The sequence below is a fragment of the Pseudomonas sp. JS3066 genome, assembly GCF_036328175.1.
Lineage (GTDB): Bacteria > Pseudomonadota > Gammaproteobacteria > Pseudomonadales > Pseudomonadaceae > Metapseudomonas.
This window is the reverse complement of record NZ_CP143312.1, coordinates 1323800-1348336: the sequence shown is the minus strand read 5'-3', so window position 1 is coordinate 1348336 and position 24537 is coordinate 1323800. Positions and strand designations below refer to the sequence as shown.

The following is a 24537-nucleotide window of genomic DNA, read 5'->3' as shown; positions in this document are numbered from 1 at the left end:
GAGGCACTAACCTGCCTTCGTGGTCTTAACCAGCTCATGCGGTCCAGGTTCTGCAGGAGTAGCCTGCACGATCTCAGACACCGAGACGGCAATCACCAAATCCGCCCGATTCGGGAATCGGGTTCCGAGCACATGACGCATCCAATTGCAGGCCGTTTGTTTATCCGAAGCGTTGATTGCCCCGTCAAGATAGTTAAAGAACGCCTCAAATTGCACTGCAGCATCCTCCAGTTCATCAGGAGTAAGGCTATCTGTGAGATAGATCTCGGGGTCAATGGGGCTGCGTACTCCTCCACGAAGCGCTGCTGGAATTTGCCTTACAACATCTCTTAATGCCTGGTCATCACGAGCTCTACGCTGCTCAAAAACCGATACTGCAGCTGCCATCAGCAGGATGGAGCTAGGGCCACCTTTACTCCAGGTCTTGTCGCGGAAAGCCTTCAAGTAGCGCACAACCCTGCGCAACTGAGGCCCATGATCTTCCACAGCCTGGACAAACCACTCTTTCATCGCACGAGGATCAGACTTAATCCAGTCCTCCTCACGGTGTGCTAAGAGCACATGATCAGTCGGGAGCGCCGTCCAACGGTCTTTTGCTGAGTCCATTGCATAGGTCAGCGCGGCATAACCCCTGGCCTCCATACTTTCCTTGAGGAGAACAAAGTCCTCATCAGGAATCGCGTACAGCGGAATATCTATATGAGCGAAATCCGAAATCTCGATGCGAATGCAGGTCGGTTTTGGAGACATCCTCCAGATCTTTTTGTCTTTCACCAGCGGGGCCAGTGCCGCCTCTGTGGCTTCAAAGAACAGAGCACTGGCCACGCTGGGCTTTTGGTGCTCCTTCATGATGCTCATCGGAAGATAGACGCCATCGTCCAAATCGGATTGCTGGGGAGGTGTCGTATGGGGGCGGTTCAGAGTTTTGTAAGCCCAAGAGCCCTGGATGTAGAACTTTGGCTCGATCTTCAAATCGCTCAGACCGTGATCATACAAGACCTTGGAAAGACACTCCTTCAAGCTAGCTCGAAGCGTCGTTCGGATCTCGTTCTTAGCTTGGTTAATGTATTCCTTCTCGTGCGCGAGGAGGTCGAGTTCAGCCAGGAAGCTGGGGTTGTCCAAGGTGGTGTAGAACAGAGCGCTCAGATTCAGCATATAGCCTCCCCCGCATTCGCGCAGGACGAAGTCAGTCAAAGGTTCGACAGCGGATAATGTTACTTTGCCACTGCGGCCAGCATTATGGCGCGACACTGCATGTAGATCAAGCGGGTAGGTGCCGGCACTATATATGGTGTTTTCAGGGTTTTCGAAATGAATTGGAGCGGTAAAGCCCAGAAGGCTGAGCGCGCGGCCAGGGCAGCAAGGCGGAAGGGAAGATTCAATTGAGAGGGAGCTGCAGGCTATCAAACCGACCGGTAGTCCTTGCGGCAAGGGAGAAAAGCTAACGGGAGTGCGAACTGAAAAATGGCTTTCGTTTCAGGCCTTTTTCACTCGGCGATAGGTAATCCGACCTGCGGTATTCATCCCCTCAGTCCACTTACGATCTGTCCAGTATGTGCCGGTCATGGTCAGACCATTCACGTCATCCTCAGAAATAGTCACTCGAGCTGCACCGTTATGAATTGGAGAATCAGTGGCCTCTGGAGTCGGAGTGTGATTTTCGTAGATGTAGTTCAGCTTGATAGTTGAATCATAGGGGTCTCGACTAATCGAAACGCAAACGGTCTTAGAGCCTGAATATCGACTGTTAGCATCGAAGCTAATATGGACGAAAAGAAGTCTCGACTTAATCTTTACCTTCCCCTCAATAGGCAGAGTTACCTTGCCATCCGCAATTCCCTTCATTTCCTTTATCTTGTCCCAATTTGAATCAAGAGTTACCTCCCACTCACCATCAATTGGTGGAAAGTAACCTCGAATAATTGGCAGTTTACAAATATTAGGAAATAGCGGCGACTGGCCAAGCGCCAAAAAAATAAATGCAGCGATAGTAACTGACGAGGAAATCTTCCTAATCATCTCCCCAGCCGAAAGGCCACTATCAATACTTACTAACGCTAAAAGTATTGCCGCAACAAGTGCACCGAAACCCTTTAGTATTCCCACGATACCTACGGACTGATACATGCTCCATCCTCTTGGGTGGTAGAAATAGAATCCACAGTTTTTTAACTTTAGTTGTGTACAGTAGGTCACCACTGGAATGGCTGGTCAAGCCTCACCCAAAGCTACTCAAGTGGCAAGTCTTTGAAAAACAGTGATTAGATTAAGGAACTGAATACGTACCAAAAAGAACTTGTTGGGCTGGCCTAGCTGTCCCAGATTACTTGCAGAAGGCTGGAGGGCCCAACCTACGGCGCCGCTGACTAGGATTCTTGTTGCGCATGGCCTCTCTGAGACGCTCGGCAACTTCAGCCAGGACCGCAGGGTCTGCCGATCGGATAGCATTCATCAGCTCCTCGCGCCGGCGAGCCTTGCCCTCAACGATCTCGTCAAAGCTGCTATCTGACTGGTGAAACCTACTCATCTGGGCAACCTCGTGAACTGGGTCGAAGCTGGAGCGTATCACGCAGAGCGGCTGGGCAAGAACTCTCTCGGATACGCTTAGTTTGTAGCGAGCTCCTCTGGAGCGGTAGCTAGCACTTACAGTAATTTCACCTACCTCCCCGAGAGAGACTTCTGCGTCCCCTGAGAATGTTGCTGTATGCATCGTTCCGACTTGGTTCCCTTGATGATATTCGCTCAATAACGCCGACTGTATAGTCAAGGTCTACTCGGCTATTTTTGAGCATGAATTCGAGCCCCAAATCACTTCTGGAACTTTTGTAATACACGCTAATGAATAGCTGGTAAACCTGACGATATATCTGGGCAGCAACTGCTTGAAACTCTCCTAGATGGCTTATCTCCACAAAAAAGTCAGTGAGCAACTCCCTCAAGCGATAGGCCGTCATGTAACTCCCTTGAATCTCCTGCGCCCTAGTTAATATTAGCAGCGCGGCCAGCTCATCAAGCCCTCGTCTATCTATGGTGCGAAGAAACTTAGAGTCCGACCTCATCCAGCGATTGCCCGTTGAAAAACCTTTCAACCTAATTTCTTGGTCTTGCTCATTATATTCAATGATGTATCCGTGAAGGCCTGGATCAAGCACTTGGGCAAGCCTTACTAAATCATTCTCAGCGAATATCGGTTCTGAAATCAACTTCCACACAGGGTGATTTAAAATTCTGGCCGTTCCGGGTAGTGCGTGATTTATCTCGGACACAAACCTTGGATTTTTTATATTGGCGCCATTCCAATATCTAAACAAATCACTGCGATATCTTAAAAAAGAGTTTACCCCAGAGATTTGCAGCAATCTATCAAGCGCCGCTGGAATTTGAGCCACTCGCTTTATTTCGAGACGCTGAAGAAGTACGCCGACATAGTATTTGCTGCGTATTGATCTTACAGGCTCTGGCAATATCGAAAAATATTCCATAGAAAGCGCCGAGATAAAAATTTCGCACCTCGCGGAGCGAAACACACTTCTATTTAGCGAAGCCCTTTCCCCATGCGGGGTGTTAAGAGAAATGTAGTCTCAGTATTTCCAAATTCTGAGATTTCCTCCGATAAAGCGATGAAATGCAGCCATCTAGGGCGTGGCATAGACTCCACGAGGTAACGCTTTAATACGCACGACGTGGAACCGTCACGATGGACGATGCTGAGAAAGCCCTGCTGATTGATGAGCTCGCAAAAAGCCTTGAGAGCGATTTGCTGGGCCGCTACGGCCCCGTAATGAGCGGAGATGAGCTACTACGTGCTTTGGGCTACACGTCGAAAGAGGCTTTCCGGCAGTCGCGGATGCGAAACACCGTCGCAGTCCCTCTGTTTAACCTGGAGCACCGGCGTGGAAAGCACGCGTTGGTGAAGGACGTTGCACGCTACCTGGCCGAGCAGCGCTTCAGTGCCGCGCTCGGCGTTTCACCCAATCGTGAGCATGGAGGTGATCCCTGATGAGCTAGCCACCAACGCGCGTAACCACGCAGTGAGGCGCGGATAAGAAAAAGCCCCCGGGACGGCTATCCCAGAGGCCTTTTGTGACAGTCGAATACAGACCCGACTGCCTTCAGTCTTATCCCCGAAGCCCAACCTGTCAAGACGAGAGCCAATGCGCAGGCGCTGGCTTCGGGGCCTCTCTGTATCCCTTTTTCGTTTGCGTCTAACGATGCCGGCCCAGCTCGCCCTACAGATGACTGGAGCCGGCTCGCGGAGGGTACAGCCATGCAAGTTCAAACCTACCGTAAGGCGTTACATCTCCACTGCTGCTCGGCAATGAGTCAGCGGCAGATTGCCAGGTTGGCGAGCATTTCCATCAATACCGTCAAAAGGATTGTGTCTGTCGCGCAGGCCAACGAATGGGACTGGTCTGCCGTCCAGGACATGGATGACCGCCAACTGAAAACCTGCCTTCGCGGAGTTCGGCAGCAGGAAAATGGCAAGGTCATGCCGGACTGGGTGGCCATCCATAAGCTGATGCAGGCCAAACACCAGACCTTGATCCAGCTCTGGGATGAATACCGCGATCAACTCAAATCCGCGGCCTATTCCTACTCACAGTTCACCTACTACTACCGCGAGTTCCTGAGCAAGATCGACATCACGATGCGGCAGATCCATTACGCAGGCGACTGCATCTTTGTGGATTTTGCCGGCCAGACCATTCCATGGTTTGACGCCGCACAAGGTAAGCAGCGTGAAGCCCAGGTCTTCGTCGCGGCACAGGGCTGTTCCAATTACCTTTTTGCGTATGCCTGTGCCAGCCAGAAGTCACCGGACTGGATTGAGGCACACAACCGGATGTTCCAGTTCTACGGTGGTGTCCCGAAGACGGTCATTCCGGACAATCTCAAGTCCGCAGTGATCACTCCCGGCAGTGAGCCGGTAATCAACAAGACCTACCAAGAACTGTCAGAACATTACGGTTTCGTGGTGGTGCCAGCTCGGGTACGACGACCACAGGACAAATCCAAAGCAGAGCTCGGAGTAAAACTAGCCACGCAGTGGGTGACCATACCTCTCCGCCGTCGGCAGTTCTTCAGCCTGGAAGAGATCAATGTTGCCTTGGCTGAGCTGCTGGAGAAATTGAATCGGCGCTCCTTCAAACGTCTGCCCGGCAATCGCTTCGAGCGGTTCCAGGAGCTGGATAAACCTGCGCAGAGAGCCCTGCCGCCAACCCCCTACGAATATGGCGAATGGATGGCTGCTCAGAAGGTCGGTCCGGACTACCACGTCTATGTGCGGAACCATGCGTACTCGGTGCCCTGGCGCTTGGTGGGAGAGCGAGTGGAAGCCCGCGTCAGCCCTTCGACTATTTCCCTGTTCCACCTGAGCAAGCGAGTAGCCATTCACCCACGTGATGACACGCCAGGAGAAGCGACAACTAACCCCAATCATCGCCCTGAGGCCCACCAAGCCTATGCCTCACGAAGCGCGCACCACTACCTCGAATGGGCTTATGGTCTTGGTACGGCTACCGCGGAGGTGGTGCAGGCGCAGTTTAACGGTAAGGCTGATTTCTCTATCGCCGGCAGCAAGGCCTGCCAGCAGCTACAGCGCCTGGCCAAGAACTACGGCAATGCCAGGGTCGAGGCGGCTTGCGCGAGGGTCTTGGCCATCCAATCGCCGACGATCAAGAGCTTGCGATCCATCCTGCAACACCGGCTGGATGAGTTGCACAGGCCCGCGCATCCCGCTACCGCTCTGATCCCACCCCACGCCAATGTGCGCGGCTCCGACTACTACGCCGAGGAGAGCCGCCATGAATGAGCAGCAGACCATCGAGCAGCTCCAGGCGTTGAAGTTATTTGGTATGGCCAGCGCCATGACTGCACAGCTGGGAAGTCCCGGCACACAGAGCCTGCCATTCAGCGAGCGCGTTGCTCTGCTGGTCGAGGCCGAATGTCACGACCGTGACAATCGTCGTCAGCGACGCCTGATGGCGCAGGCGAAGTTAAAGATGCGCAACGCCTGCCTGGAGGATATCGACTACAGGCCACGCCGCGGTCTGGATAAGTCACAGCTGCTGTCGCTTGGGCAATGCCAATGGATCGAGCGTCATCAGCACTTGCTTATCACCGGGCCTACCGGCGTCGGTAAAACTTGGTTGGCTTGCGCCTTTGGCATGCAGGCCATTCGGCGCGGCTGCTCCGTCGCCTATCACCGGGTCAGCCGGCTGCTTGAGGAAACCGAAATTGCCCGGGCTGACGGATCTCTGTCTGGCTTTCGCAGCAGGCTCGCGAAATGTCAGCTGCTGATTCTCGACGATTGGGGCATGTCTCCGCTCACCGATATCGGCCGCCAGGATCTGCTGGAGTTTGTCGATGATCGTACCGGGGCAGGTGCCATTCTGATTGCTTCTCAGCTGCCGGTAGCCAAGTGGTACGAGTACATCAACGAGCCCACCTTGGCGGATGCCATTCTGGATCGCATCGTGCACCGGGCACACAAGATCGAGATGCGTGGCGACTCCATGCGCAAGAAGCACGGTCTCGAAGGTGGGGAGGACTAGTCATGTACGAACCCCATCAGATTCAGCACCAGGATGTACTGATCCACCATCCCATCATTCGCTGCGCTTACAACGACGGCGTGGCCGACAACTTGGTGGTCAGCCAGGTGCTCGACTACTACTCGGAGACCCTACGCCATCACTCAAAGGCCCTGGCCTTTTTGCAGCGCAGGGGCATCTATCAACCCGATCTGTTGGCCCACTTTCGTCTGGGATTTGCAGACCGCTCCCTGGGCCTACAGTTGCGCAAACTGGGTCACCTGGAGGAGGAAACCGTCAGAGGTGCATTGCAGCGTGTCGGTCTGCTAAGAGCCTCGGGGCACGAACTGTTCCGTGGAGCAGCGCTGTTCCCGATGCTCGATCAGCGAGGGCAGATCCTTGGTGGCTATGGGCGTCGGATTACACCCAAGCTGACGGCGAACTCGGCCTATCACGTGCACTGGCATCTGGAGCATCGTGGCTTTTTCAACCAGGCGGCGCTGTTCGAGTTTCCTGAGCTGATTCTCTGCAAAAGCCCGATCGAGGCACTGACTTGGTGGTGCCATGGGCATCGCAACGTGGCAGCCATCCTCGGGTTCGCCGGCTTTGATGATGAACATCTGAGCATCCTGCAAAGCAGTTTGGTCAGGCTGGTTTACATCGCTTTTGGCGCTTCACGCTCCGAATTGGATGCGATTCGCCGTATCGCCCAGCTGCTGGCTGATAGCAACTTCGAGGCGCGCTTGGTGTTGTTTCCTCTCGGCCTGGACAGCAACGGTTTTGCTTCGTCGGTGGATGACCCTGCAAAGCAGTTATCGCGCCTGCTAGAGGACGCCTTGGCACTGCCGGAGAGCAAGGGAGGTGACCATGAACGCTGAGACTTACCCGACCGACCTGTCAGGGTGTGTGTCCTTCTACATCGATGACTGCCTGGCGCTCGGACAAAGTGATGCGACGGCCCGCACCAAAACCGCGCTGTTGCAGATGTTCGTTCTCTGGTGCCAGCCGCAGGGTATTTACGAGGTCTCGCAGGTCGATCTGGACGTGTTGGAGCGCTACCGCAAACACTTGTATCGCTACCGCAAGCGCCGCGATCAGAAGCCTTTGGAGCTCTCGACCCAACGCATGCGATTGATGGCGGTCACTGGCCTACTCAAACGCTTGCACGTCTATGGAATTCTGCAGTCGGAACCCTACGCCAAGTTTCCGTTGCCCACGGTGCCACGCCAGATACCCAAACAGATTCCCGACGAAGACGAGATCGAACCCATCCTGCATCAGACGACGATCAACGGCCGGATGGAATTGAGGGACCGAGCCATTGTTGAGGTCTACTATGCGACCGGTATACGCCGGGCCGAACTGGCTGGGTTGGATATCCGGGACGTGGATTTCAAGCAACAGATCGTCACTGTTCGCAAAGGTAAAGGCAGGCAGGATCGGCGGGTTCCCATTGCGCAACGAGCCCTAGATTCGGTTGAACGGTATCTCAGCGAGCTCCGCTGCCGGCTGGCTACAATGGCCAGCGGTGAAGCGCTCTTTCTCGGTGAAACAGGTAAGCGCATCCAGAACAGCAAACTGACTGAGCTTGTTGGCCGATGCATTCGCCGTTCCGGCATCGGTAAGAGTGGCTCCTGTCACGCTCTTCGCCACGCCACCGCCACGCACATGCTGCGCCATGGAGCGGACATTCGTTATGTGCAGGAAATGCTCGGGCACCTATGCATCGAGAGCACCCAGATCTACACCCATGTGACCATCACGGACCTGCAAGGCGTTTACAGCAAAACACACCCTGCAGCTCGGGGCTCAGGCCGCTGATGTCGGTTTGGAAGTACTGATGAATTGCGAGCAGCGCGATCACGGAAATGCGCGCTAGGGGGGGCAGAAAAAACTAACCCCCTGGTGCGCAGTACGGGACGAGTCCCGCCCGAGGCGTGGGGGTTATTCTTGACGCCAAGGCTAATGGCGACGGGGTGTGCAGTCAACCTTGAGGCAGTGCCGGCGATCAGGCTCATCTCCTTCGCCAGCTCTGTCATTCTCATGGCCCGGGCAACTAGCTATAAGTTTTTCCAAGAAGACCGTGTAAATTATAATTTTCTCGCGCTGCCTATAGGAAATTCACCATGCGGCAACCCATTGAGCGAGCCGGATACAGCTGGCTGATCAACGCCCTCGATCTTCGGTGCATGCCGCTTGATCATGAGTGTGTCATAGGCTCGCGCCCAGCGCTCTCTCAGTCCGCTGGTGGCGTCAAAGTAGAGGTCTTCACCAAGGGGTACGCCAGAGAGCACCGCCCCATCGATCAGATGCTATTTGCGCTCTCGTACGAAGGGGTAAATCTGGGTGTCCTAGAGCGCGCCTTTCAAATTACCGCTGTCCGGGACGATCTAGCTGCTGCAATCGCTGAGAAGCCAGCCAGCGGCTATCTGCGCCGGCTCTGGTATATCTGCGAGAACATTGCAGGCCACCAGTTGCATCTGCCCAACGCGGCCCAGAACATTCCGTATGAACACCTGCTCCCACCGGAGAAGTATTTCACCGGCCCAGAGGATATGTCGCGCAGGCATCGCGTGCGGATGAATCTCCTGGGAACGCCTCAGCTTTCAGCCCTGATTTCCCGCCAGGGCTGGGCAGACGACAGTCTTTTGAATGCGCAAATAGTCGAGCGCATGCATGACCAGATGGTTGATTTCTCGGTCACCGAGATTGCTAGAGCGGCGCAATACCTGCTGACGACCGAGACCCGCAGCTCCTACGAGATCGAGCACGAGCGCCCAGCTCCCGATCGAATCTTGCGCTTTGTGCGAGTGCTGGAACAGGCAGGCCAGCGCCCGCTGGATGAGGAGTTTCTGTTCGACATCCACCGGATAGCCCTCGGCACGGGGCGTCCCGATCCGTCCATTGGTGCATACAGGCATCTGCAGAACTGGCTCGGCCGCGGCGATCTGATCCACCTGATCCCGCCGGCGCCGGAAAAAGTGCCGGAGATGATGGAGGAATGGTTCGTCATGCGTGAGCGCGTCATGCGCAGTGAGGCCCCAGCGCTAGTGAAGCTAAACGCGATCGCACACAGCTTCATCTACATCCATCCTTTCATGGACGGCAACGGCCGGTTGTCCCGCTTCATCATGCAGGACATCCTGGCCAATGAAGGTCTCAAGTTGCAGGGCATCATCCTGCCTATCTCTGCCGGCCTTCTGGTCAACCTGGACAGCTACATCGGCACGCTCGACGCGTTGTCACGGCGGCTACTTAGTGCCACGCAGTACCACCGGAGGGACTTGGCCAGCGATCCTGAGCTGGACGAGGCGCATGCCCATCTGTTCGCCCACTTGGATTTCACTGATCTGCAGGGCGAGGTCAATAAAAGCGCTGCGCGAGTTCTTGATGGGCTCATGCGTGATGAGGTCAACCATCTGGTCCGGCGTGATAGGTTCAAAGAGCAGCTGAATCGCGAGCTGGATCTGTCGAACCGGGATCTTGAGCTGCTTATCGCGGTGATCTATGAGAACAGCGGGCGTGTCTCTAAGCGTAAGCGGACGGGCTTGTTCCAGCACCTCACGGATGAGGATATTGCGCTAGCAGAGAGTATCTACGCCGATCTGAATGCGCCGGAAACACCAGAGCCTGAGGTGCTCTGAATCCCCTGCAGCAGGCTTCGTTCAGGACTGAATAGCCGATTGATAGTCCAAGGGTCAGGGGGTCGTACCGAGGATTAGTTTACAACTACTTTCGCGATTACGACCCGCAGACCGGGCGGTACGTGGAAAGCGATCCAATTGGGCTACAAGGTGGCTTGAATAGCTTCGGTTATGTAGTAGCTAACCCTATCTCGTTCGTAGACCAGTATGGATTGATGGTCCAAGATCCACTGTGCCCTGGGCGCCAGATGTCCCCAGCTGAGTTTCATTTTCCTTGCAGTGCTGGTGGCGGTGGGGCAGCGGGAGCCACCAATACCGCAGGAATAACAGCGTGGTGCATTCTCTCCGGAACCTGTGCTGCTAACGAAGTAGATGACTCTTCAGGCACCAAAGATTGCCCAGTACCCGGCGCTGTTCCCGGAGATAGAACCAGAGGGCCAAGCGAAATATGGGTGAAGCCTGACGGGACAATTGATACCGCAAACGATGACTTCGACAATTTAAGCCCTACCGACGTAAAGGATATTCCGGGCGGGCGAGTTGGAAAATTACCCGACGGCAGAAGTGTCGTGGTTAGGCCAGACAGTACCGACGGTAGACCGACCTTAGAAATTCAAGATGGAAGAGAACGAATCAAGGTGAGATATGGCAGATAACAGCGAAGTTTACGTTGAGTGGTTTCCTGGCGGAGACTCTAGTGAAAGGTTTTCCCTAGAGTACATTTCTGACACCCGGAAAGGCTTACAAATTTGTATCCACCCTACATCCGATGCCAGCAAACTATTAACCTTAGATTTCAATATAAATGACATCGTAGGTTACAAGGTAGCAAACGACAGCTACACCTGGCGTTCAGAAAGCAACAGGCTCAGAAACAAAGAGCACTCGCTATTCAAGGTCGAGAACTCCAATTACATTAACTGGTTTAAAGAAGAAACCTATGATTCAGTGGATCTGAGTTCTGCCCTGCACTATTGCCTTTTGCTGGGAGAAGAGTCCATTGATATCGTTGTCCTAAACGCCCCGTCCGTCACAACGCAAACGTAACGTTGCCATACAGCTCGTCGACTATCTGAGCACTGAAGGGGCTGGCTAATTCTGACAGCCCCTATTTTTTTGTGTCACTACCGTGCAGCAGCCCGTTCACACCTTTTCGGTTTCGTGTGTCACGCAGGGCCGGCACAGTGTTCAAGTTGGCGCAGCGCCTGCAACCAGAGGCGATTCATCGTATCTCTTCAGGTCTTTTTTTAACCAAGGCATAGAGGTCCAGATTAGGGATTGCATTCGCATTAGAAAGAATTCTCTCAATCATGCGAAGTTGCTCAGCGTTATTCCTTTTGAGCACCGAAATCTCAGCCTTCAAGTGCTCTATCTGTTCAACCAGCTTCACTTCAGAAGCTGTTATCTTTGTGTAAAGGGAGGGTGTTGCCCCTCGCAGCTGCGCTTTTTTGTTTTTGTACGACGTGTTAATTCCTACATAAGTACATAGAGTCTGCCTAGTCGTTTTTATGCCGAGCTCAAGTTCTACTTTTGTCACTAGGGCCTCCCAAGTTAGCTTACCTATCCACTTGGTTAGCATAATCTCTATCTTGCGTTGCTGCTGAGCGGATATTTTTGGTACTACCACGTCACACCTCCCCTTCAGACAGGCCGAAAGACGATAAAAGAGAGCGTAACTGGGGATTGGTGTCAGACGTTGCACTCGTAGTCTTATCTTCAATGATGCCTTTCAGGCGCGCCTCAAAATCCGGGAGGGCACACGCAACCTTTGCGATGAACATTGCACTCAAATCGGTCAAGCTGAATTCAGCGTTAGTATTCGAGTAACGAATTATCGTTCCAGCAGGGCTGTTTTTCATCAAATCAATAAGTAACGATAGAATGTGGGTATTTCGAGAGTGAATGACATACCACCCTTTCATTGCCTGGGAAGTTGGTAGACGCAGATCGCACGCCACCGACTCTAGCCTCAAGGTTTGAAACGATAAATCTTTCTCGAGAAAATCGATGGCTTTCTCGTCGCCAGCAATGTAACAACTCTCCGGACACATAAAGCACTGCGAGACGAACTCGTTCAAATAATTGCACGGGGTCACATTCAGGTTTTGAGTGCAAAGTCCCGTTGAGGTGAGTATTGCCGGCAGGTTCGTAGCTTTTGCAAGTTGCTCTTGAGAAACGACTCGAATATCCCGCCTGTCGATATCTGGCGGGGTCATTATCGCACTCACTCGACTAGCCTTCTCGTCGTGGCTCGTATGAATGTAAGTATGAGTTTGCTCAGAACTCTTTCTGCCTGACCAAGCAGTAATGATCTCTACTGGGATGCTACTTAAATCAGCAAGGGTGTTAGATAAGTGCCGCAGACTATGAGGTCGCAGAATTAATTCTGACGAAAATCCGTAACCCTGAAAAATTGATGTTGTGTAGCGCCCCTTGCCAACCAAGCGAGTAAGAACCGAGGTGCCTAGCGATGCTAATGGCACCACCGAATAGTTGGTCTTTTGAAATACTTTCCCCCCACTCCCAACACTGGACGCCCCATAAAGCCAACTCCCTAAAAAGCAGAACATCGCGTCCTTTAGCCTAATATTTGACTCTCCAGTTGAAAATGAAAGCGGAAATTCCGGAAGGATAAATTTTCTATAATAGGATATCCACCACTCCTGTACCTCTCCAACTGTGACGATAAGCTTATCGCCAAAAACTTTCGGGATATTGGAGTACCCAAATAAGTAGGGCAACCCTGATAAAGCCGATCTCCCAGTTAGCGATGTGGACAACTGATCTTGAAGCTGCAACGAATAAATTGGTTTGTCCTCAAAGAGCCGGTTTTTTTGACGCCGGCGCATGGGATTAAGAGCAGCACCTTCCTTGAGAACCGGAACGCAATCATCAACTCCATAGAACCCTAACGCATAACCCAGCGTAAAAAGGTTAGGTTGCTGAGCCAAAGACAAATTCCGCTCTAGTTCCGGTGCCATCTCGAACTCCCCGAGCAACGCCTTCAAGCTCTTATTGGGATTTTCGTAGAATCGACATAAAACTCTTGCCGGTTCGCATACCTTGTAAAAGAAGTTCATAGCTTTCGTGATCGGCTCAGCTAGCGCCGCAAGCATGTGATTCTTGTTGGACCCGTATCCTTTACTTCCAGTCCAATCGAGGTAATAAACAGGATCTCCATTACCTTCAGAGAAAGAATGTAGTCGTTGTTTAGGAAGGAGCGGTATTTCCGCAGAGGTCCGATTAGGCGATGCCAGCGACAGCAGCACAAAAGCCACTACCAAGGCATCACGCATATTTATCTCTTCACCAGGACTAAGTACACCATGTATATCCACATATTCAAACACACTTGAAAAGATGGCGCCTAGAGCAACCACAGCATTTATATCTGGAAGTTTCTCCAGATTATTATCAAATGCAGCATGCCCCGACCTGTCTCTTTTATCACGGTCGATTAGGTCTATTTTTTTCATCAACCCCTTGCCAGAGCAGAACGAGAGAAAATGGCGCAAGCGGCAAACTGAACCAGCCTTCCCCAAATTAAGGCTGCGGATTGTTAATTCTGTTTGGGCATAGAGGTCGCCATCCATGAGCGACAACAACTTCCTAGCCATCGATGTTCGAGATTGCTTCTCGCTGGCGGAGAGTGATGTATTTGATATTTCGATAACCCACACTTTTATCAGGTGATTATAGGGGTAAGGAAGGGAGTCTGTGGGCCGGTTGCCGGCGTTACCTTTTCCCCTACGCCCGTGTATTCCGCACAGGTATCTAGTTCGGCGACCAGTATTGGGGTCGACGTGGTACCAAATCAGATCATCAAACTCCGCCTTCTTGCCGCCAGGCCCTTCAAATTGCTCTAGTTCGGCTTCGCGATATTCGTGGGCAAGCCGTTCCAATCGGTCAATGTATTTATTAAGCATCGATTGCGCGCTGCCCAGCGAGATATTCATCGCAAACCGCTATAGTCAGCCTCACCCAAGCGATCTGCCTCTCCAATTTTTCAGTGCTGCGCGAGTAAAGGGGATTTACTAAGGAATTGCGGTTTACCGCAAGCTTGTCCTCCGCGTCTGCCAGTACCGACTGGTGATCGGCTTCGAGTATTGGACGAAAGTTTGGGCATCCATAGCACCCCAAAGGCCGCCCCAATAGTGTTGAACAAGTGCTGCATGAACGCTTGTTGCGTGCCCCACCAACAGGATTGAACTTACTATCGACTATAATTTCGTCATCGCCTTGAACTACAGTTAAGTCAATACTAAAAATTTTCTTCAGAAATTCATTGCCGATAAATTTTGAGTCAATCTCCCGCCTGGAAATGTAATCCAAGTCTATGTAGTGCCTTGCAGCTGGCACGGTAACACCAGTCATTTTGGCCAATTGAACGGCGGGTAGACCATCTTGAGCGCCTCGAGTTAATACGGTATGACGAATCCTGTTAGAAGTAGCCATACAGTCGGAGGTTCGATCAGAGGTGACTTGAACTACTCTCATGGCGTGGGCAACGGCTGTCTCCGATACGTGGTACGCACTAGACCTTGGAGTAAAGAGGCCCTTGAACAAATCTAAAGAGTCAAACCGCAGGTCAAAGAGGCTGACATCTGGAAACATAGGAATATCTTTCATTAGATTCAGCATTTCAGATTGATCCAGTTCGATACCTTCCGATTCCATCAGCAGCGTAAGCCCTTCCAAGACTATCCCTTTATAGTCGGTGAGCGTCTTTGAGAGATATTCAGATAGATGTACTGGATAACGTTCGGGAGATTCCCTTGAATATTGCTTCCCCTTAGACTTAGCGTGAAACACTCTAAGCTGCAATGTTTGCCCACCCACCGTCCCAATTTCGTCCGCAGCGCGAATTCCTTCGTCGTTAAAACTTGCACCAGAGGGAATAAGATCTGCCCATTTCATAATGGCGATTTGAATCGGCCGTCTCACAACGGAAAGCAATAATTTATTAGTGACTAGATTTCTGAGACGACCATAGAGCCCTGGTGACTGAAAATAGGAAAGCACTCGATCGGCGACCCAATCGAACTCCTGTAGATTTTTATTGACCTGCTTGGCTAACGAATCAAACTCAATATCGCTTAATGCCCCACTGGAAGGATCAAGAGCATTACCTTTCTCCTTATCCAAATTCGCGCTTGTATATTTGTGATACTCACTAAATTGTGCATTACCTTGCCTGGACAGAGTTCCAAAGAATTGATTTAGCCCTTTCTTATTGCTTGCATTCAGCCCACTCCATATTGACTTAACTCTGGATAGCGAGGGAATCCCATTAATCAAAAACGGCTTCACTTTGCCAGCGACGCCTGATGCGGTGCTCGCAGCACTGGTACGAATGTAATGCACAAACACGTCCAGAATTAGCTCTCGATCATTATCTGACATATTCGATGAATGGACCCAGTCAACGCACAACAGTCTTCCTTTGCCATTATTCGGGAGTAACACCCATACATCATCCGAGGTATTAACCGTCAAACCAGACTTAACCGTAACCAAAGAAATTTCTTTTTTTTCAGGCTTAAGTGCTTTGCGTTTTTTCTCTCGAATCATTTTTTCTGATCCACTCTATGCTGATGTGCTTTTGATATTTCTCTCGCCTTCAGTGCAATTCGTTTTTCATTATAATTATCACTCTGATCCGAATTGTGCGACCACCCCATCGCATATTTTCTACAATCTTCAAGCAAAGCTGGATTGACCCCGAGCAACTCTCCCTTTTTATCAAATATTTCATTCCATTTGTGACGAAGCAAATGAGGATGCACATGAAAGCCCAGCGCCCTGGAAAGCTTCTGAAAGATTGCATTTATTGCTTTCAACGAAAGGGGCTGGCCTGCAGTACCTTTAGAGTCATTTTCGCTCACAAACACGAAGTCATGAAATTTCGCACGAGGAAAGACAGCACGAATGTTGTCAATATAAAACTCAACCTTCTTCATCAAACTTGGATCAACCGTAGCGAAGTGCGCTTTTGTCTTTTGATCAGGTTTTTCAGCGCGCGGATCTGTAGGGTCGTTTCCAGACCGATAGATAGATATCTGATCGTACCCCCCCCAGAAAAGGAAGTCTGAGACCTTCAGCTTTGCTAGTGCACCCCTTCTGATGCCGCCTTGGACTAGCAAATTGACGATCAGATAATTTCTAACTTTGGATGCTTTAAATGGATTATTAGGAGATGACGGAATCAGCATCTCCAAAAACTTAACGAAAACGTCGTCCGGGATTACCGATTCCTCAGGATCGCCAACTTGTTGAGTCCCGTTCTTACCAAGCGCATCTTCATCTAATTTTATTTTGTGAATTAGCCCATTAAATTTTTTATTTGTTTTTTTGTCAACATCTTGAACTTCGTGAAACTGATCAAACAGCCATAAAAGAAACTTCCTAAGGCGTCTGACACGACCTTGAAGGGTCTCGTTAGATACCTTTGCCATACCTTTCTGATTGGCAACAATGATATTTCTTAGCTGCTTATCATTTATATCCAGAAACTTTATATTTAGGCTTTCATCATTAATTGACTTACTTAAGCAGCACCTGTCATAGAACTGCATGTATTCCCTATGCGAGATAAACTGTCCGGATTCAACCCTTGCGGGCAGATCAATATTTTTCTCCAAAAAATACTGCAGCATGAACAACAGTTCATTCGCGTACCTCAATCTCGTATTGGCCGACTTCGCAGACAACTGGCCATTGAGATAGCAGGAAACATACGGATCAATAGGGCAATCCACATCGTCCACTATCGACACGAAGGGCAACGAATTGAATTGGTATCGTTTTACTTTCATGATTGACAAAATAGCTAGTCCAATAACCAATTTAGTTACAAACTAGCCCCCAAACGAGTTCTGTCAAACGAGAGGGAGGGAAGAGCGACGGACGGCGGGGCTTACAGACAATGCCTACGGCTTTGTAGGCTTTACAAATAATTTGTTGGTTATACCTTGCCTCCGGACAGGCAGACCATGACCTTGTCGCCATCCTCGATCATGTTGAAGTCGGCGATGGCTTCGCCGGCCAGGCGGCGGATGCGTTTCTGCAGTTTGTTCTGGTTGACCGAAAGGGTGCCCATGGTGCTCTGAAATCCGGGGGGAATGCGAAAAGCTGGCTATTTTACGCACAAAGCGAGCGCGACCCCAGTCCCATCATCGCCCTGTGCTAGGCTCCGGCGGATGAACAGTGACCTCGATCCCGCCCTGGACCTCAGCGACCAGCTCCTCGAACTCTTGCGCGGGGCCCCCGAGGGGCTGAGCGAGTACCAGTTGATCCAGGCCCTCAAGGCCCGCCACTCCACCCACATCCCGCACTTGGAACTTACCGACAAGCTGGTGCTGTTCCGTACGCACTTCCTGGTATTCAACGCGCTCTACCGCCTGCGCGACCAGCTGAACGGCACCGGCCTTGCGCAGCTGGCCATCAGTCCGCTGTGCGTGCAACTGCTGCCCTATGAGGCTGGGGCCACCTCGGCCCTCAGCGAGCTGGACCCGCTGCGCGACTATTACCTGGACTTGGGTAACCTGCGGCACACGACCGAGGAAGATGTGGAACGCCTGCTGGCCAGTTTCTGGACCCGCATGCAGGGCAGTGAGGAGAAGCTCGCGGCACTGGAGCTGTTTGGCCTGCACAGCGGCAGCCAGCCTCTCAGCCTCGCGGTGATCAAGCAGCGCTACCGCCAGTTGGTGAGCCAGCACCACCCCGATCGCGGCGGCAGCACCTCGCGCCTGCAATCGATCAACAAGGCCATGGAAATACTCCAACGCTATTACAGCTGACGCTGAATCTTCGATTCGCTCTAAGGCGTCGCCGAATCGCCTGCCTATACTGCGACATAAGGTCGCATAGGTCGGCCGAGCACCGGGTGGCGCTGGCTACGCGCCCCCGGCGCTTCGCTGGGGGGCGACCTCATAATAATGAGGAGGTGTTCAGCATGATCCACCACGTTTGGGGGCTCTTCACCCATCCCGATCAAGAGTGGCAAGAGATCCGTGGCGAAGAGGAAAGCGTCAGCCACATGTACCTCACCCACGTCCTGATCCTTGCTGCAATTCCCGTGATTTCTGCCTATATCGGCACCACCCAGGTCGGCTGGGTACTGGGCAAGGGCGATCCCGTGATGCTCACCCAGGCCAGCGCGTTGCAGATGTCCATCATGTCCTATCTGGCGATGCTCGCCGGCGTGGCAGTGATGGGCGGATTCATCCACTGGATGGCGCGCACTTACGACGCCAATCCTAGCGTTACCGAGTGCATCGTGTTTGCCGCTTACTGCGCGACCCCGCTGTTCATCGGCGGTCTCGCGGCGCTCTACCCGCACCTCTGGTTCGGCGCAACAGTAGGCACATTAGCCATCTGCTACACGGTCTACCTGCTGTACGTGGGCATACCGACTTTCATGAACATTCCGAAAGACGAAGGCTTCCTGTTCTCCAGCTCGGTGCTGGCAGTGGGCCTGGTGGTGCTCGTGGCGATGATCGCCTCCGCCGTGATCCTCTGGGGCTTCGGCCTGGGGCCGGTGTACACCAGCTGAAAACCCTCGTTGACCAGAAGGCCGCCTGCGGGCGGCCTTTTCTTTTGGCCGGGAATGACCGCTCGGCGTCACCACCTTTGGGCAGCAAACGCTTTGCGGCATAATTCCGCGCCAACGGAGTGCCCTATGCCCGAGCAGCTACTTGCCCGCGTCGAGGCCTGCTATCAGCAGGCCGAAGCCTTTTTCAAATGCCGGTTTCCCCGCCCCGAAGTGAGCTTCAAGCTACGCGGGCAGAAGGCCGGCGTCGCCCATCTGGACGAAAACAAGCTGCGTTTCAACCCGCAGCTCTACCGCGAAAACCAGGAAGACTTCCTGCGCCAGACCGTCGCCCACGAAGTGGCGCACCTGGTAGCCCATCAACTGTTCGGCCCCCGAATCCAACCCCATGGCGAGGAATGGCAGCTGATCATGCGCGGGGTCTACGAACTCCCCCCAAACCGCTGCCACACCTATGAGGTGAACCGGCGCAAGGTGACGCGCTACCTGTACCGCTGCGCCTGCCCCGACGGCCATCCTTTCTCCGCCCAGCGCCACGCCCTGGTGACGCGCGGGCGCCGCTACTACTGTCGGCGCTGCCAGGTGACTCTGGTGTTCAGCGGGGAACAAAGCCAGGTTTAGGACCTGTGGCGGACCTGTGGGGACGAATTCATTCGCCATGCAGGCCGAAGGCCTGCCCACCGGAGGCCGGGGACCGCCATGCGGTCCTCAGCGAATGAGTTCGCCCCCCACAAGGTTCCTGCTTCGCCCCGTCAACCCACCACCTTCGCCGCCTTCAGCGCCTCGATCTGCTCGGCGCTGAGCCCCAGCGCGGCCAGCACTTCAGCGGTATGCGAGCCCAACGGGCCGCCGGCATGGCGCGGCGCGGGCAGGCCGGCAGAGAACCTGATCGGACAGCCGATCTGCTTCTGCGCAGGCAAGCCTTCGCGCGGAACCTCCACCACCAGGCCGCGGGCCTTGATCTGTGGATGATCCACCGCCTCGGACAGCGGCAGCATCGGCTCCACGCAGGCGTCCAGCTCGGCGAAGACCTCGACCCACTCGGCGAAGTCGCGCTTTTCGAATTCGATCTCGATTGCCCGTTTCAGCTCCTGCTGGTCTTCGGGCCTGGGCGACAGTCCCTTCGCTGCCAGCTCGGGACGGCCAAGGGCGGCGCAGAACTGCTGCATGAACTGCGGCTCCAAGCTTCCTACAGAGAACCAGCGGCCATCACGGGTACGGTAGTAGTCGTAGAAGCTGCCGCCATTCAGGGCCTGGTTCTCCATGGCCGGTTCAACACCCGCACCGAGATAGCTGGCACCCGCCATGCCGTGCAGGGCGAAGGCGCAGTCGGTCATGCTGACGTCCACGTGCTGCCCCTCCCCTGTCACCTGGCGATGGATCACAGCCGCGAGCAGGCCCATCACCCCATGCAGGGAGCCGCCGCCAATATCCGCGAGTTGTACGCCCAGCGGCAGCGGTCCGCTGTCGCGGCGTCCGGTGTAGCTGGCGATACCGGCCAGGGCCAGGTAGTTGATGTCGTGTCCGGCACGGTCGCGATAGGGGCCGGTCTGGCCATAGCCGGTGATGGATAAATAGATCAGCTTCGGGTTGATCGCCTTCAGCGCTTCATAACCCAGCCCCAGCCGTTCCATGACGCCTGGACGGAACTGTTCCAGGACGATGTCGTATTCCTGCACGAGTTGTCTGACCAGCTCCACCGCCTCCGGCCGTTTCAAGTCCAGGGCAATGCTGCGCTTGTTGCGGTTCAGATAGGCGTGGCTGGTGGACTGGCCGCCGTCGTGGGGCGGCAGCACACGCACCAGGTCTGTACGCGTAGGCGACTCCACCCGGAGCACATCGGCGCCCATGTCAGCCAGCAGCAACGAGGCGAAGGGCCCCGGCAGCAGGGTGGAGAAGTCGAGGATTTTCAGCGAAGACAAAGGGCCTTTCATGGCAACTCCTGATGCGTATGTTCTGGCGGTCATTCCCAGTGCAACGCCTGGTGTGCATCGAGACGGTCGACCGCCGGGGCGTAACGGGCCTCCAGCACGTTGCGGCGAATCTTCATGGTCGGGGTCATGCAGCCGTTATCCACCGTCCAGGGCTCACGCACCAGCAGCAGATGGCTGACGCGCTCATGGGGCAGCAGCCGGTCATTGAGTTGTTCGAGGGTGGTCAGCAGGTCCGCCTCCACCTGGGCGCGGGCCTGCTCGCGGGCGGCCGGGCTCAGCTCGATCAACGCCAGCGGCTGGTCCAGGCCGCTGCCCATCAGACACACCTGCTCGACCCAGAGATTCTTGGCGATTTCGCCCTCGATGGGGGCCGGCGCCACGTACTTGCCCTTGCTGGTCTTGAAGATGTCCTTCACCCGACCGGTAATGCGCAGGTAGCCGTCGTCGTCGACATGCCCCTTGTCGCCGGTATGCAGCCAGCCATCGCGCAGGGTTTCTGCGCTCTTCTCCGGCTCCAGGTAGTAGCCGCTCATCAGCGATGGGCTGCGGTAGAGGATTTCTCCGTCATCGGCGATGCGCAGGTCGTTGTCCGGCATCACCCGGCCCACCGTGCCGAAGCGCACCTGCCCCGGCCGATTGAAGTTGCCGTAGGCGAAATTCTCGGTCATGCCGTAGCCCTCGCAGATAGTCAGGCCGATGCGCCGATACCACTCCAGCAACGCCACCGGAATGGGCGCCGCACCGCTCACCAGCACTCGCGCGCGGTCCAGCCCCAGACCGCGGCGGATCTTCCACGCCACCAGAGCCCCCAGCAGCGGAATGGCCAGCAAGCGGTCGAGTCGCCCCTGGGGTAGCCGCTCCAGTACGCCCTGCTGGAAGCGCGTCCACAAGCGTGGAACCGAGAAGAACTGGGTTGGTCGCACCTGACGCAGGTCTTCAGCGAAGGTTTCCAGGGATTCGACGAAAGCGATTTCACCGCCGCAATAGAGGCTGTTGGTTTGCACCAGGAAGCGTTCGGCGGCATGAGACAGCGGCAGGTAGGAAAAGAACCGGTCGTCCGGCCCCAGCCCCATTTCCCCTACCGAGCGGCTGGAGGCGAAGGCGAACGCCCGCGCCGTCTGCATTACGCCCTTGGGCTGGCCGGTGGTACCGGAGGTATAGAGGATGCTGAGCAGTTCGTCCGGGCGCTGCTCATGGGTTTCACTCATGGGTTCGTAACGCGACAGCAAATCGCCCCAGGCATGTTCGGCGCGCAGCGTCGGATAGGGCATGGCGATGCGTGCCACGCTGTCGGGAATGCCGGATTCCAGGCGCTCGGCATCATCCAGCTTGCCGAGGATGATCACCTTGCATGCGGAATGGCGTAGCACGTACTCGATGCTCTCGGCCGATTGCAGCGGGTAGAGCGGCACGCTGACCAGTCCGGCGAGCATGATCGCCATGTCGCTCAGGATCCATTCCGCGCAGTTCTTCGCAAGTATTGCCACCCGGTCGCCCGGCTCGCAGCCCAGGGCCCGCAGTGCGCTGGCCAGGCGCCGGGCGCGGTCGTCGGCCTCGCGCCAGGTGATGGGATGCCAGGTCCGCGCCACCGGCTGGCGCAGCCAGACGCGGTCTGGCGTGGTCGCCACCCAGTGGGTGAAACGTTGCAACGGCAATGCTTCGCTCATCCTTCGCCCCTCTTATTGTTGTTATCGGCTCGCTGCCCAATGGCCCATCACTCTAGAGCTTGAACACTCTTCGTGCGTTGCCGTGAAGGAATTTTCCTTTCACATCCTCCGACAGCCCCATCTCCTCTACCTGCTCCATGCAACGCGAGAGCGACAACTGCGGAAAGTTGCTGCCGAATAGCACCTTGTCCTGGCCGTAAGTCTTCATGTACTGGATCAACGCCTGCGGGTAGTAGCGCGGCAGGTAGGCAGAAGTATCGATATAGATGTTGTCGTGCTTCCAGGCGACGCCAATCATTTCCTCGGTCCAGGGATGGCCGATATGCCCAGCGACGATGCGCAGCTCGGGGAAGTCCAGCGCCACCTCGTCCAGGTACGGCACGGGCCGGCCGGTTTCCGAGGGCATCAGCGGGCCGGTGTGGCCCACCTGAGTGCAGAAGGGGATGTCCAGCTCGATGCACTTCGCATAGAGCGGGTAGTAGAGCCGGTGGTTGGGCGGCAGTTTCCACAGCCATGGCACTACCCGCAGCGCCTTGAAACCCAGCTCATTCACGGCGCGGTCCAACTCGCGCAGGGCGGCCATGGGCTTGCTCATGTCCACCGCTGCAACCCCGACGAAGCGATCGGGGAAGGCGCGGGTGTATTCGGCCACTTCTTCGTTGGTGCTTACCCAGCGTTCAGGACGGCACCAGGCGCTGACCATCAGCTTGTCGATGCCGGCACGGTCCATTTCGGCAACGGTTTGCTCGGGACTCAGGCCCTTGTCGAGCAGGGACGTGGTTCCGGACTTCTCGAACAGCCGCACTGCCTCGGGTATCAGCTCGCGGGTTCGGCCAGTAGCAAGCTGGGCCCAGGCATCGATGGCGCCTTTTGCGTGAGTCATGACGATTGCCTCAATAGTGTCTGTTCAAGGTGCCCACGGCACACCCTACGGGGCACATTTGTACGGTGCGCCACGCGCACCGCCCGCCATCCTCAGAGCTTCATCCCGCGGCTGATGATCTCTTTCATGATTTCCGAAGTGCCGGCGAAGATGCGCTGGATACGCGCGTTCGCGTACATCTTGCAGATCGGGTACTCCCACATGTAGCCCCAGCCGCCATGCAACTGCACGCCTTCGTCCACCACCTTGCACAGCAGTTCTGTGGTGAACAGCTTGGCCTCGGCGGCCACCTCGGGAGTGAGCTTCTTCTGGTTGTGGTCCATCACGCAGCGGTCGGTGAACACCTGCGCGACGTCGATCTGGGTACGCATCTCGGCCAGCTTGAAGCGGGTGTTCTGGAAGTGCGCTACGGGCCGATCGAAGGCCTTGCGCTCCTTCACGTAGTCGATGGTGGTGAGCAGCGCGGCCTCGGCGCCGGCCACTGCACCGCAGGCATTGGTCAGTCGCTCCTGAGCGAGCATGTTCATCAGATAGAAGAAGCCACCCTTGGCATCGCCCAGCAGGTTTTCCTTCGGCACCTTCACGTTATTGAAGAACAGCTCGGCAGTGTCCTGGCTCTTCATGCCCAGCTTCTTCAGGTTGCGACCACGCTCGAAACCCTCCATGCCCCGCTCCACCAGGAACAGACCCATGGCGTGCTTGTTCGCCGGGTCGGTCTTGGCGGCGACGATCACCACGTCCGCCAGCAGCCCGTTTGAGATGAACACCTTGGAGCCGTTGAGCAGGTAATGGTCACCCTTGTCGATTGCGGTAGTGCGCATGCCAGCCAGATCGGAGCCAGCGGAAGGTTCGGTCATGGCCACAGCGAGGATGGTTTCGCCGCGGATGATTCCCGGTAGGAAGCGCGCCTTCTGCTCGGCGTTGCCGTACTCGGCGATGTAGGGGCCGCAGAGGGCCGAATGCAGAGGAATCATGAAGCCCGGCTCGTTGATGTAGGCCAGTTCCTCGCACATGATCTGCTCGTAACGGAAGTCCTTGAGCCCGGAACCACCGTATTCCTCGTCCGCCCAAGGCAGCAGGAAGCCCATCTCCCCAGCTTTCTTCCACACGCTGCGGTCGACCACGCCGGCCGCTTCCCACTCGTCCTGGTGCGGAACCACTTCCCTTTGCAGGAAGGCTCGGAAAGCCTCGCGGAACAGATTGTGTTCGGTCTCGAAATGAATGCGCTGCATGGGGTTGCCTCCCTGGGCCGAAGTCGTGCCGCAGGTTAGGCGCCAGCGCCTTGCGCCCTCAATGACGCAAGCGCTCAGAGCGAATTGACTCAA

Annotated in this window: 21 protein-coding genes and 2 pseudogenes; 11 read left to right on the top strand and 12 right to left on the bottom strand. The window is 54.9% G+C overall.

Features of this window, described 5'->3' with window-relative positions; all coding sequences use genetic code 11:
* Positions 1-6: 6 nt before the first annotated feature.
* The 3 genes from SA496_RS06400 to SA496_RS06390 form a co-directional block, all read right to left on the bottom strand.
* On the bottom strand, positions 7-1155 hold the full coding sequence (locus tag SA496_RS06400; protein WP_073664766.1) for a CBASS cGAMP synthase: 1149 nt from the start codon (positions 1153-1155) through the stop codon (positions 7-9).
* A gap of 321 nt (positions 1156-1476) precedes the next feature.
* Positions 1477-2127, bottom strand: a complete 651-nt coding sequence (locus tag SA496_RS06395; RefSeq protein WP_073664767.1) for a hypothetical protein — start codon at positions 2125-2127, stop codon at positions 1477-1479.
* A gap of 527 nt (positions 2128-2654) precedes the next feature.
* Complete coding sequence (locus SA496_RS06390; protein ID WP_124128148.1) at positions 2655-3482, bottom strand: hypothetical protein; 828 nt, start codon at positions 3480-3482, stop codon at positions 2655-2657.
* A 215-nt stretch (positions 3483-3697) separates the two neighbouring features.
* Between SA496_RS06390 and SA496_RS06385 the strand changes: the two genes are divergently transcribed.
* The 8 genes and pseudogenes from SA496_RS06385 to SA496_RS06350 all read left to right on the top strand — a co-directional run bounded on the left by SA496_RS06385 (position 3698) and on the right by SA496_RS06350 (position 11224).
* A complete protein-coding gene (locus tag SA496_RS06385) occupies positions 3698-4000 on the top strand; it encodes a hypothetical protein (RefSeq protein WP_073664769.1) in 303 nt (100 codons plus the stop codon).
* A gap of 267 nt (positions 4001-4267) precedes the next feature.
* A complete protein-coding gene (gene istA / locus SA496_RS06380) occupies positions 4268-5812 on the top strand; it encodes an IS21 family transposase (protein WP_073664770.1) in 1545 nt (514 codons plus the stop codon).
* Positions 5805-6554 carry an IS21-like element helper ATPase IstB gene (gene istB / locus SA496_RS06375; RefSeq protein WP_073664771.1) on the top strand — a complete coding sequence of 250 codons (750 nt, stop codon included), beginning with the start codon at positions 5805-5807 and terminating at the stop codon, positions 6552-6554. The genes istA and istB overlap by 8 nt, the downstream gene beginning before the upstream one ends.
* Before the next feature lie 2 nt (positions 6555-6556).
* Positions 6557-7411, top strand: a complete 855-nt coding sequence (locus tag SA496_RS06370) for a hypothetical protein (protein WP_073664772.1) — start codon at positions 6557-6559, stop codon at positions 7409-7411.
* Positions 7401-8354 (top strand): tyrosine-type recombinase/integrase, encoded by a 954-nt coding sequence (locus SA496_RS06365; protein ID WP_073664773.1) that lies wholly within the window; start codon positions 7401-7403, stop codon positions 8352-8354. The genes SA496_RS06370 and SA496_RS06365 overlap by 11 nt, the downstream gene beginning before the upstream one ends.
* Before the next feature lie 305 nt (positions 8355-8659).
* Positions 8660-10177 (top strand): Fic family protein, encoded by a 1518-nt coding sequence (locus tag SA496_RS06360; protein ID WP_073664774.1) that lies wholly within the window; start codon positions 8660-8662, stop codon positions 10175-10177.
* Between the two features lie 71 nt (positions 10178-10248).
* A pseudogene (locus SA496_RS06355) lies at positions 10249-10833 on the top strand (RHS repeat-associated core domain-containing protein); the annotation flags it as partial.
* Entirely contained in the window at positions 10823-11224 is a 402-nt protein-coding gene (locus SA496_RS06350) for a hypothetical protein (protein WP_124128149.1), read from the top strand. The pseudogene SA496_RS06355 and the gene SA496_RS06350, both read left to right, overlap by 11 nt.
* Positions 11225-11399: 175 nt before the next feature.
* On the opposite strand, the gene SA496_RS06345 is transcribed toward SA496_RS06350, so the two are convergent.
* The 5 genes and pseudogenes from SA496_RS06345 to SA496_RS06325 form a co-directional block, all read right to left on the bottom strand.
* The gene (locus tag SA496_RS06345; protein ID WP_124128150.1) at positions 11400-11804 is read right to left on the bottom strand and encodes a hypothetical protein; all 405 of its coding nucleotides are present in this window, start codon (positions 11802-11804) and stop codon (positions 11400-11402) included.
* Between the two features lies 1 nt (position 11805).
* Positions 11806-14133 carry a hypothetical protein gene (locus tag SA496_RS06340; RefSeq protein ID WP_073664775.1) on the bottom strand — a complete coding sequence of 776 codons (2328 nt, stop codon included), beginning with the start codon at positions 14131-14133 and terminating at the stop codon, positions 11806-11808.
* Positions 14096-15748 carry a hypothetical protein gene (locus SA496_RS06335; RefSeq protein WP_073664776.1) on the bottom strand — a complete coding sequence of 551 codons (1653 nt, stop codon included), beginning with the start codon at positions 15746-15748 and terminating at the stop codon, positions 14096-14098. The genes SA496_RS06340 and SA496_RS06335 overlap by 38 nt, the downstream gene beginning before the upstream one ends.
* Entirely contained in the window at positions 15745-16833 is a 1089-nt protein-coding gene (locus SA496_RS06330) for a site-specific integrase (RefSeq protein ID WP_236081781.1), read from the bottom strand. Before SA496_RS06330 ends, SA496_RS06335 begins: the two co-directional genes overlap by 4 nt.
* A gap of 314 nt (positions 16834-17147) precedes the next feature.
* Positions 17148-17276, bottom strand: a pseudogene (locus SA496_RS06325) (tRNA 2-thiocytidine(32) synthetase TtcA); the annotation flags it as partial.
* A 100-nt stretch (positions 17277-17376) separates the two neighbouring features.
* On the opposite strand from SA496_RS06325, the gene SA496_RS06320 reads away from it, so the two are divergent.
* The 3 genes from SA496_RS06320 to SA496_RS06310 all read left to right on the top strand — a co-directional run bounded on the left by SA496_RS06320 (position 17377) and on the right by SA496_RS06310 (position 19349).
* The gene (locus tag SA496_RS06320; RefSeq protein WP_153917882.1) at positions 17377-17976 is read left to right on the top strand and encodes a DNA-J related domain-containing protein; all 600 of its coding nucleotides are present in this window, start codon (positions 17377-17379) and stop codon (positions 17974-17976) included.
* A 155-nt stretch (positions 17977-18131) separates the two neighbouring features.
* Positions 18132-18731 (top strand): Yip1 family protein, encoded by a 600-nt coding sequence (locus SA496_RS06315; RefSeq protein ID WP_028628964.1) that lies wholly within the window; start codon positions 18132-18134, stop codon positions 18729-18731.
* Between the two features lie 126 nt (positions 18732-18857).
* Complete coding sequence (locus SA496_RS06310) at positions 18858-19349, top strand: SprT family zinc-dependent metalloprotease (protein ID WP_120652021.1); 492 nt, start codon at positions 18858-18860, stop codon at positions 19347-19349.
* 131 nt (positions 19350-19480) lie between these two features.
* Here the strand turns inward: SA496_RS06310 and SA496_RS06305 are convergent, their stop codons facing one another.
* From SA496_RS06305 to SA496_RS06290, 4 genes are all read right to left on the bottom strand, one after another.
* Positions 19481-20662, bottom strand: coding sequence for a CaiB/BaiF CoA transferase family protein (locus SA496_RS06305; RefSeq protein ID WP_153917880.1), 1182 nt, complete (start codon positions 20660-20662; stop codon positions 19481-19483).
* Positions 20663-20691: 29 nt separating this feature from the next.
* Positions 20692-22329: an AMP-binding protein gene (locus tag SA496_RS06300; protein WP_330115183.1), complete on the bottom strand. Its 1638-nt coding sequence runs from the start codon at positions 22327-22329 to the stop codon at positions 20692-20694.
* A 52-nt stretch (positions 22330-22381) separates the two neighbouring features.
* On the bottom strand, positions 22382-23212 hold the full coding sequence (locus SA496_RS06295; RefSeq protein WP_120652025.1) for an amidohydrolase family protein: 831 nt from the start codon (positions 23210-23212) through the stop codon (positions 22382-22384).
* A gap of 92 nt (positions 23213-23304) precedes the next feature.
* A complete protein-coding gene (locus SA496_RS06290) occupies positions 23305-24444 on the bottom strand; it encodes an acyl-CoA dehydrogenase family protein (protein ID WP_120652027.1) in 1140 nt (379 codons plus the stop codon).
* Positions 24445-24537: the final 93 nt, after the last annotated feature.

What these genes read in the sequence shown, in the direction of transcription:
- SA496_RS06400 (WP_073664766.1), bottom strand. Translation starts at nt 1,155, where the DNA reads ATGCTGAATCTGAGCGCTCTGTTCTACACCACCTTGGACAACCCCAGC.
- SA496_RS06395 (WP_073664767.1), bottom strand. Translation starts at nt 2,127, where the DNA reads ATGTATCAGTCCGTAGGTATCGTGGGAATACTAAAGGGTTTCGGTGCA.
- SA496_RS06390 (WP_124128148.1), bottom strand. Translation starts at nt 3,482, where the DNA reads ATGGAATATTTTTCGATATTGCCAGAGCCTGTAAGATCAATACGCAGC.
- SA496_RS06385 (WP_073664769.1), top strand. Translation starts at nt 3,698, where the DNA reads ATGGACGATGCTGAGAAAGCCCTGCTGATTGATGAGCTCGCAAAAAGC.
- istA (WP_073664770.1), top strand. Translation starts at nt 4,268, where the DNA reads ATGCAAGTTCAAACCTACCGTAAGGCGTTACATCTCCACTGCTGCTCG.
- istB (WP_073664771.1), top strand. Translation starts at nt 5,805, where the DNA reads ATGAATGAGCAGCAGACCATCGAGCAGCTCCAGGCGTTGAAGTTATTT.
- SA496_RS06370 (WP_073664772.1), top strand. Translation starts at nt 6,557, where the DNA reads ATGTACGAACCCCATCAGATTCAGCACCAGGATGTACTGATCCACCAT.
- SA496_RS06365 (WP_073664773.1), top strand. Translation starts at nt 7,401, where the DNA reads ATGAACGCTGAGACTTACCCGACCGACCTGTCAGGGTGTGTGTCCTTC.
- SA496_RS06360 (WP_073664774.1), top strand. Translation starts at nt 8,660, where the DNA reads ATGCGGCAACCCATTGAGCGAGCCGGATACAGCTGGCTGATCAACGCC.
- SA496_RS06350 (WP_124128149.1), top strand. Translation starts at nt 10,823, where the DNA reads ATGGCAGATAACAGCGAAGTTTACGTTGAGTGGTTTCCTGGCGGAGAC.
- SA496_RS06340 (WP_073664775.1), bottom strand. Translation starts at nt 14,133, where the DNA reads ATGAATATCTCGCTGGGCAGCGCGCAATCGATGCTTAATAAATACATT.
- SA496_RS06335 (WP_073664776.1), bottom strand. Translation starts at nt 15,748, where the DNA reads ATGATTCGAGAGAAAAAACGCAAAGCACTTAAGCCTGAAAAAAAAGAA.
- SA496_RS06330 (WP_236081781.1), bottom strand. Translation starts at nt 16,833, where the DNA reads ATGCTGCAGTATTTTTTGGAGAAAAATATTGATCTGCCCGCAAGGGTT.
- SA496_RS06320 (WP_153917882.1), top strand. Translation starts at nt 17,377, where the DNA reads ATGAACAGTGACCTCGATCCCGCCCTGGACCTCAGCGACCAGCTCCTC.
- SA496_RS06315 (WP_028628964.1), top strand. Translation starts at nt 18,132, where the DNA reads ATGATCCACCACGTTTGGGGGCTCTTCACCCATCCCGATCAAGAGTGG.
- SA496_RS06310 (WP_120652021.1), top strand. Translation starts at nt 18,858, where the DNA reads ATGCCCGAGCAGCTACTTGCCCGCGTCGAGGCCTGCTATCAGCAGGCC.
- SA496_RS06305 (WP_153917880.1), bottom strand. Translation starts at nt 20,662, where the DNA reads ATGAAAGGCCCTTTGTCTTCGCTGAAAATCCTCGACTTCTCCACCCTG.
- SA496_RS06300 (WP_330115183.1), bottom strand. Translation starts at nt 22,329, where the DNA reads ATGAGCGAAGCATTGCCGTTGCAACGTTTCACCCACTGGGTGGCGACC.
- SA496_RS06295 (WP_120652025.1), bottom strand. Translation starts at nt 23,212, where the DNA reads ATGACTCACGCAAAAGGCGCCATCGATGCCTGGGCCCAGCTTGCTACT.
- SA496_RS06290 (WP_120652027.1), bottom strand. Translation starts at nt 24,444, where the DNA reads ATGCAGCGCATTCATTTCGAGACCGAACACAATCTGTTCCGCGAGGCT.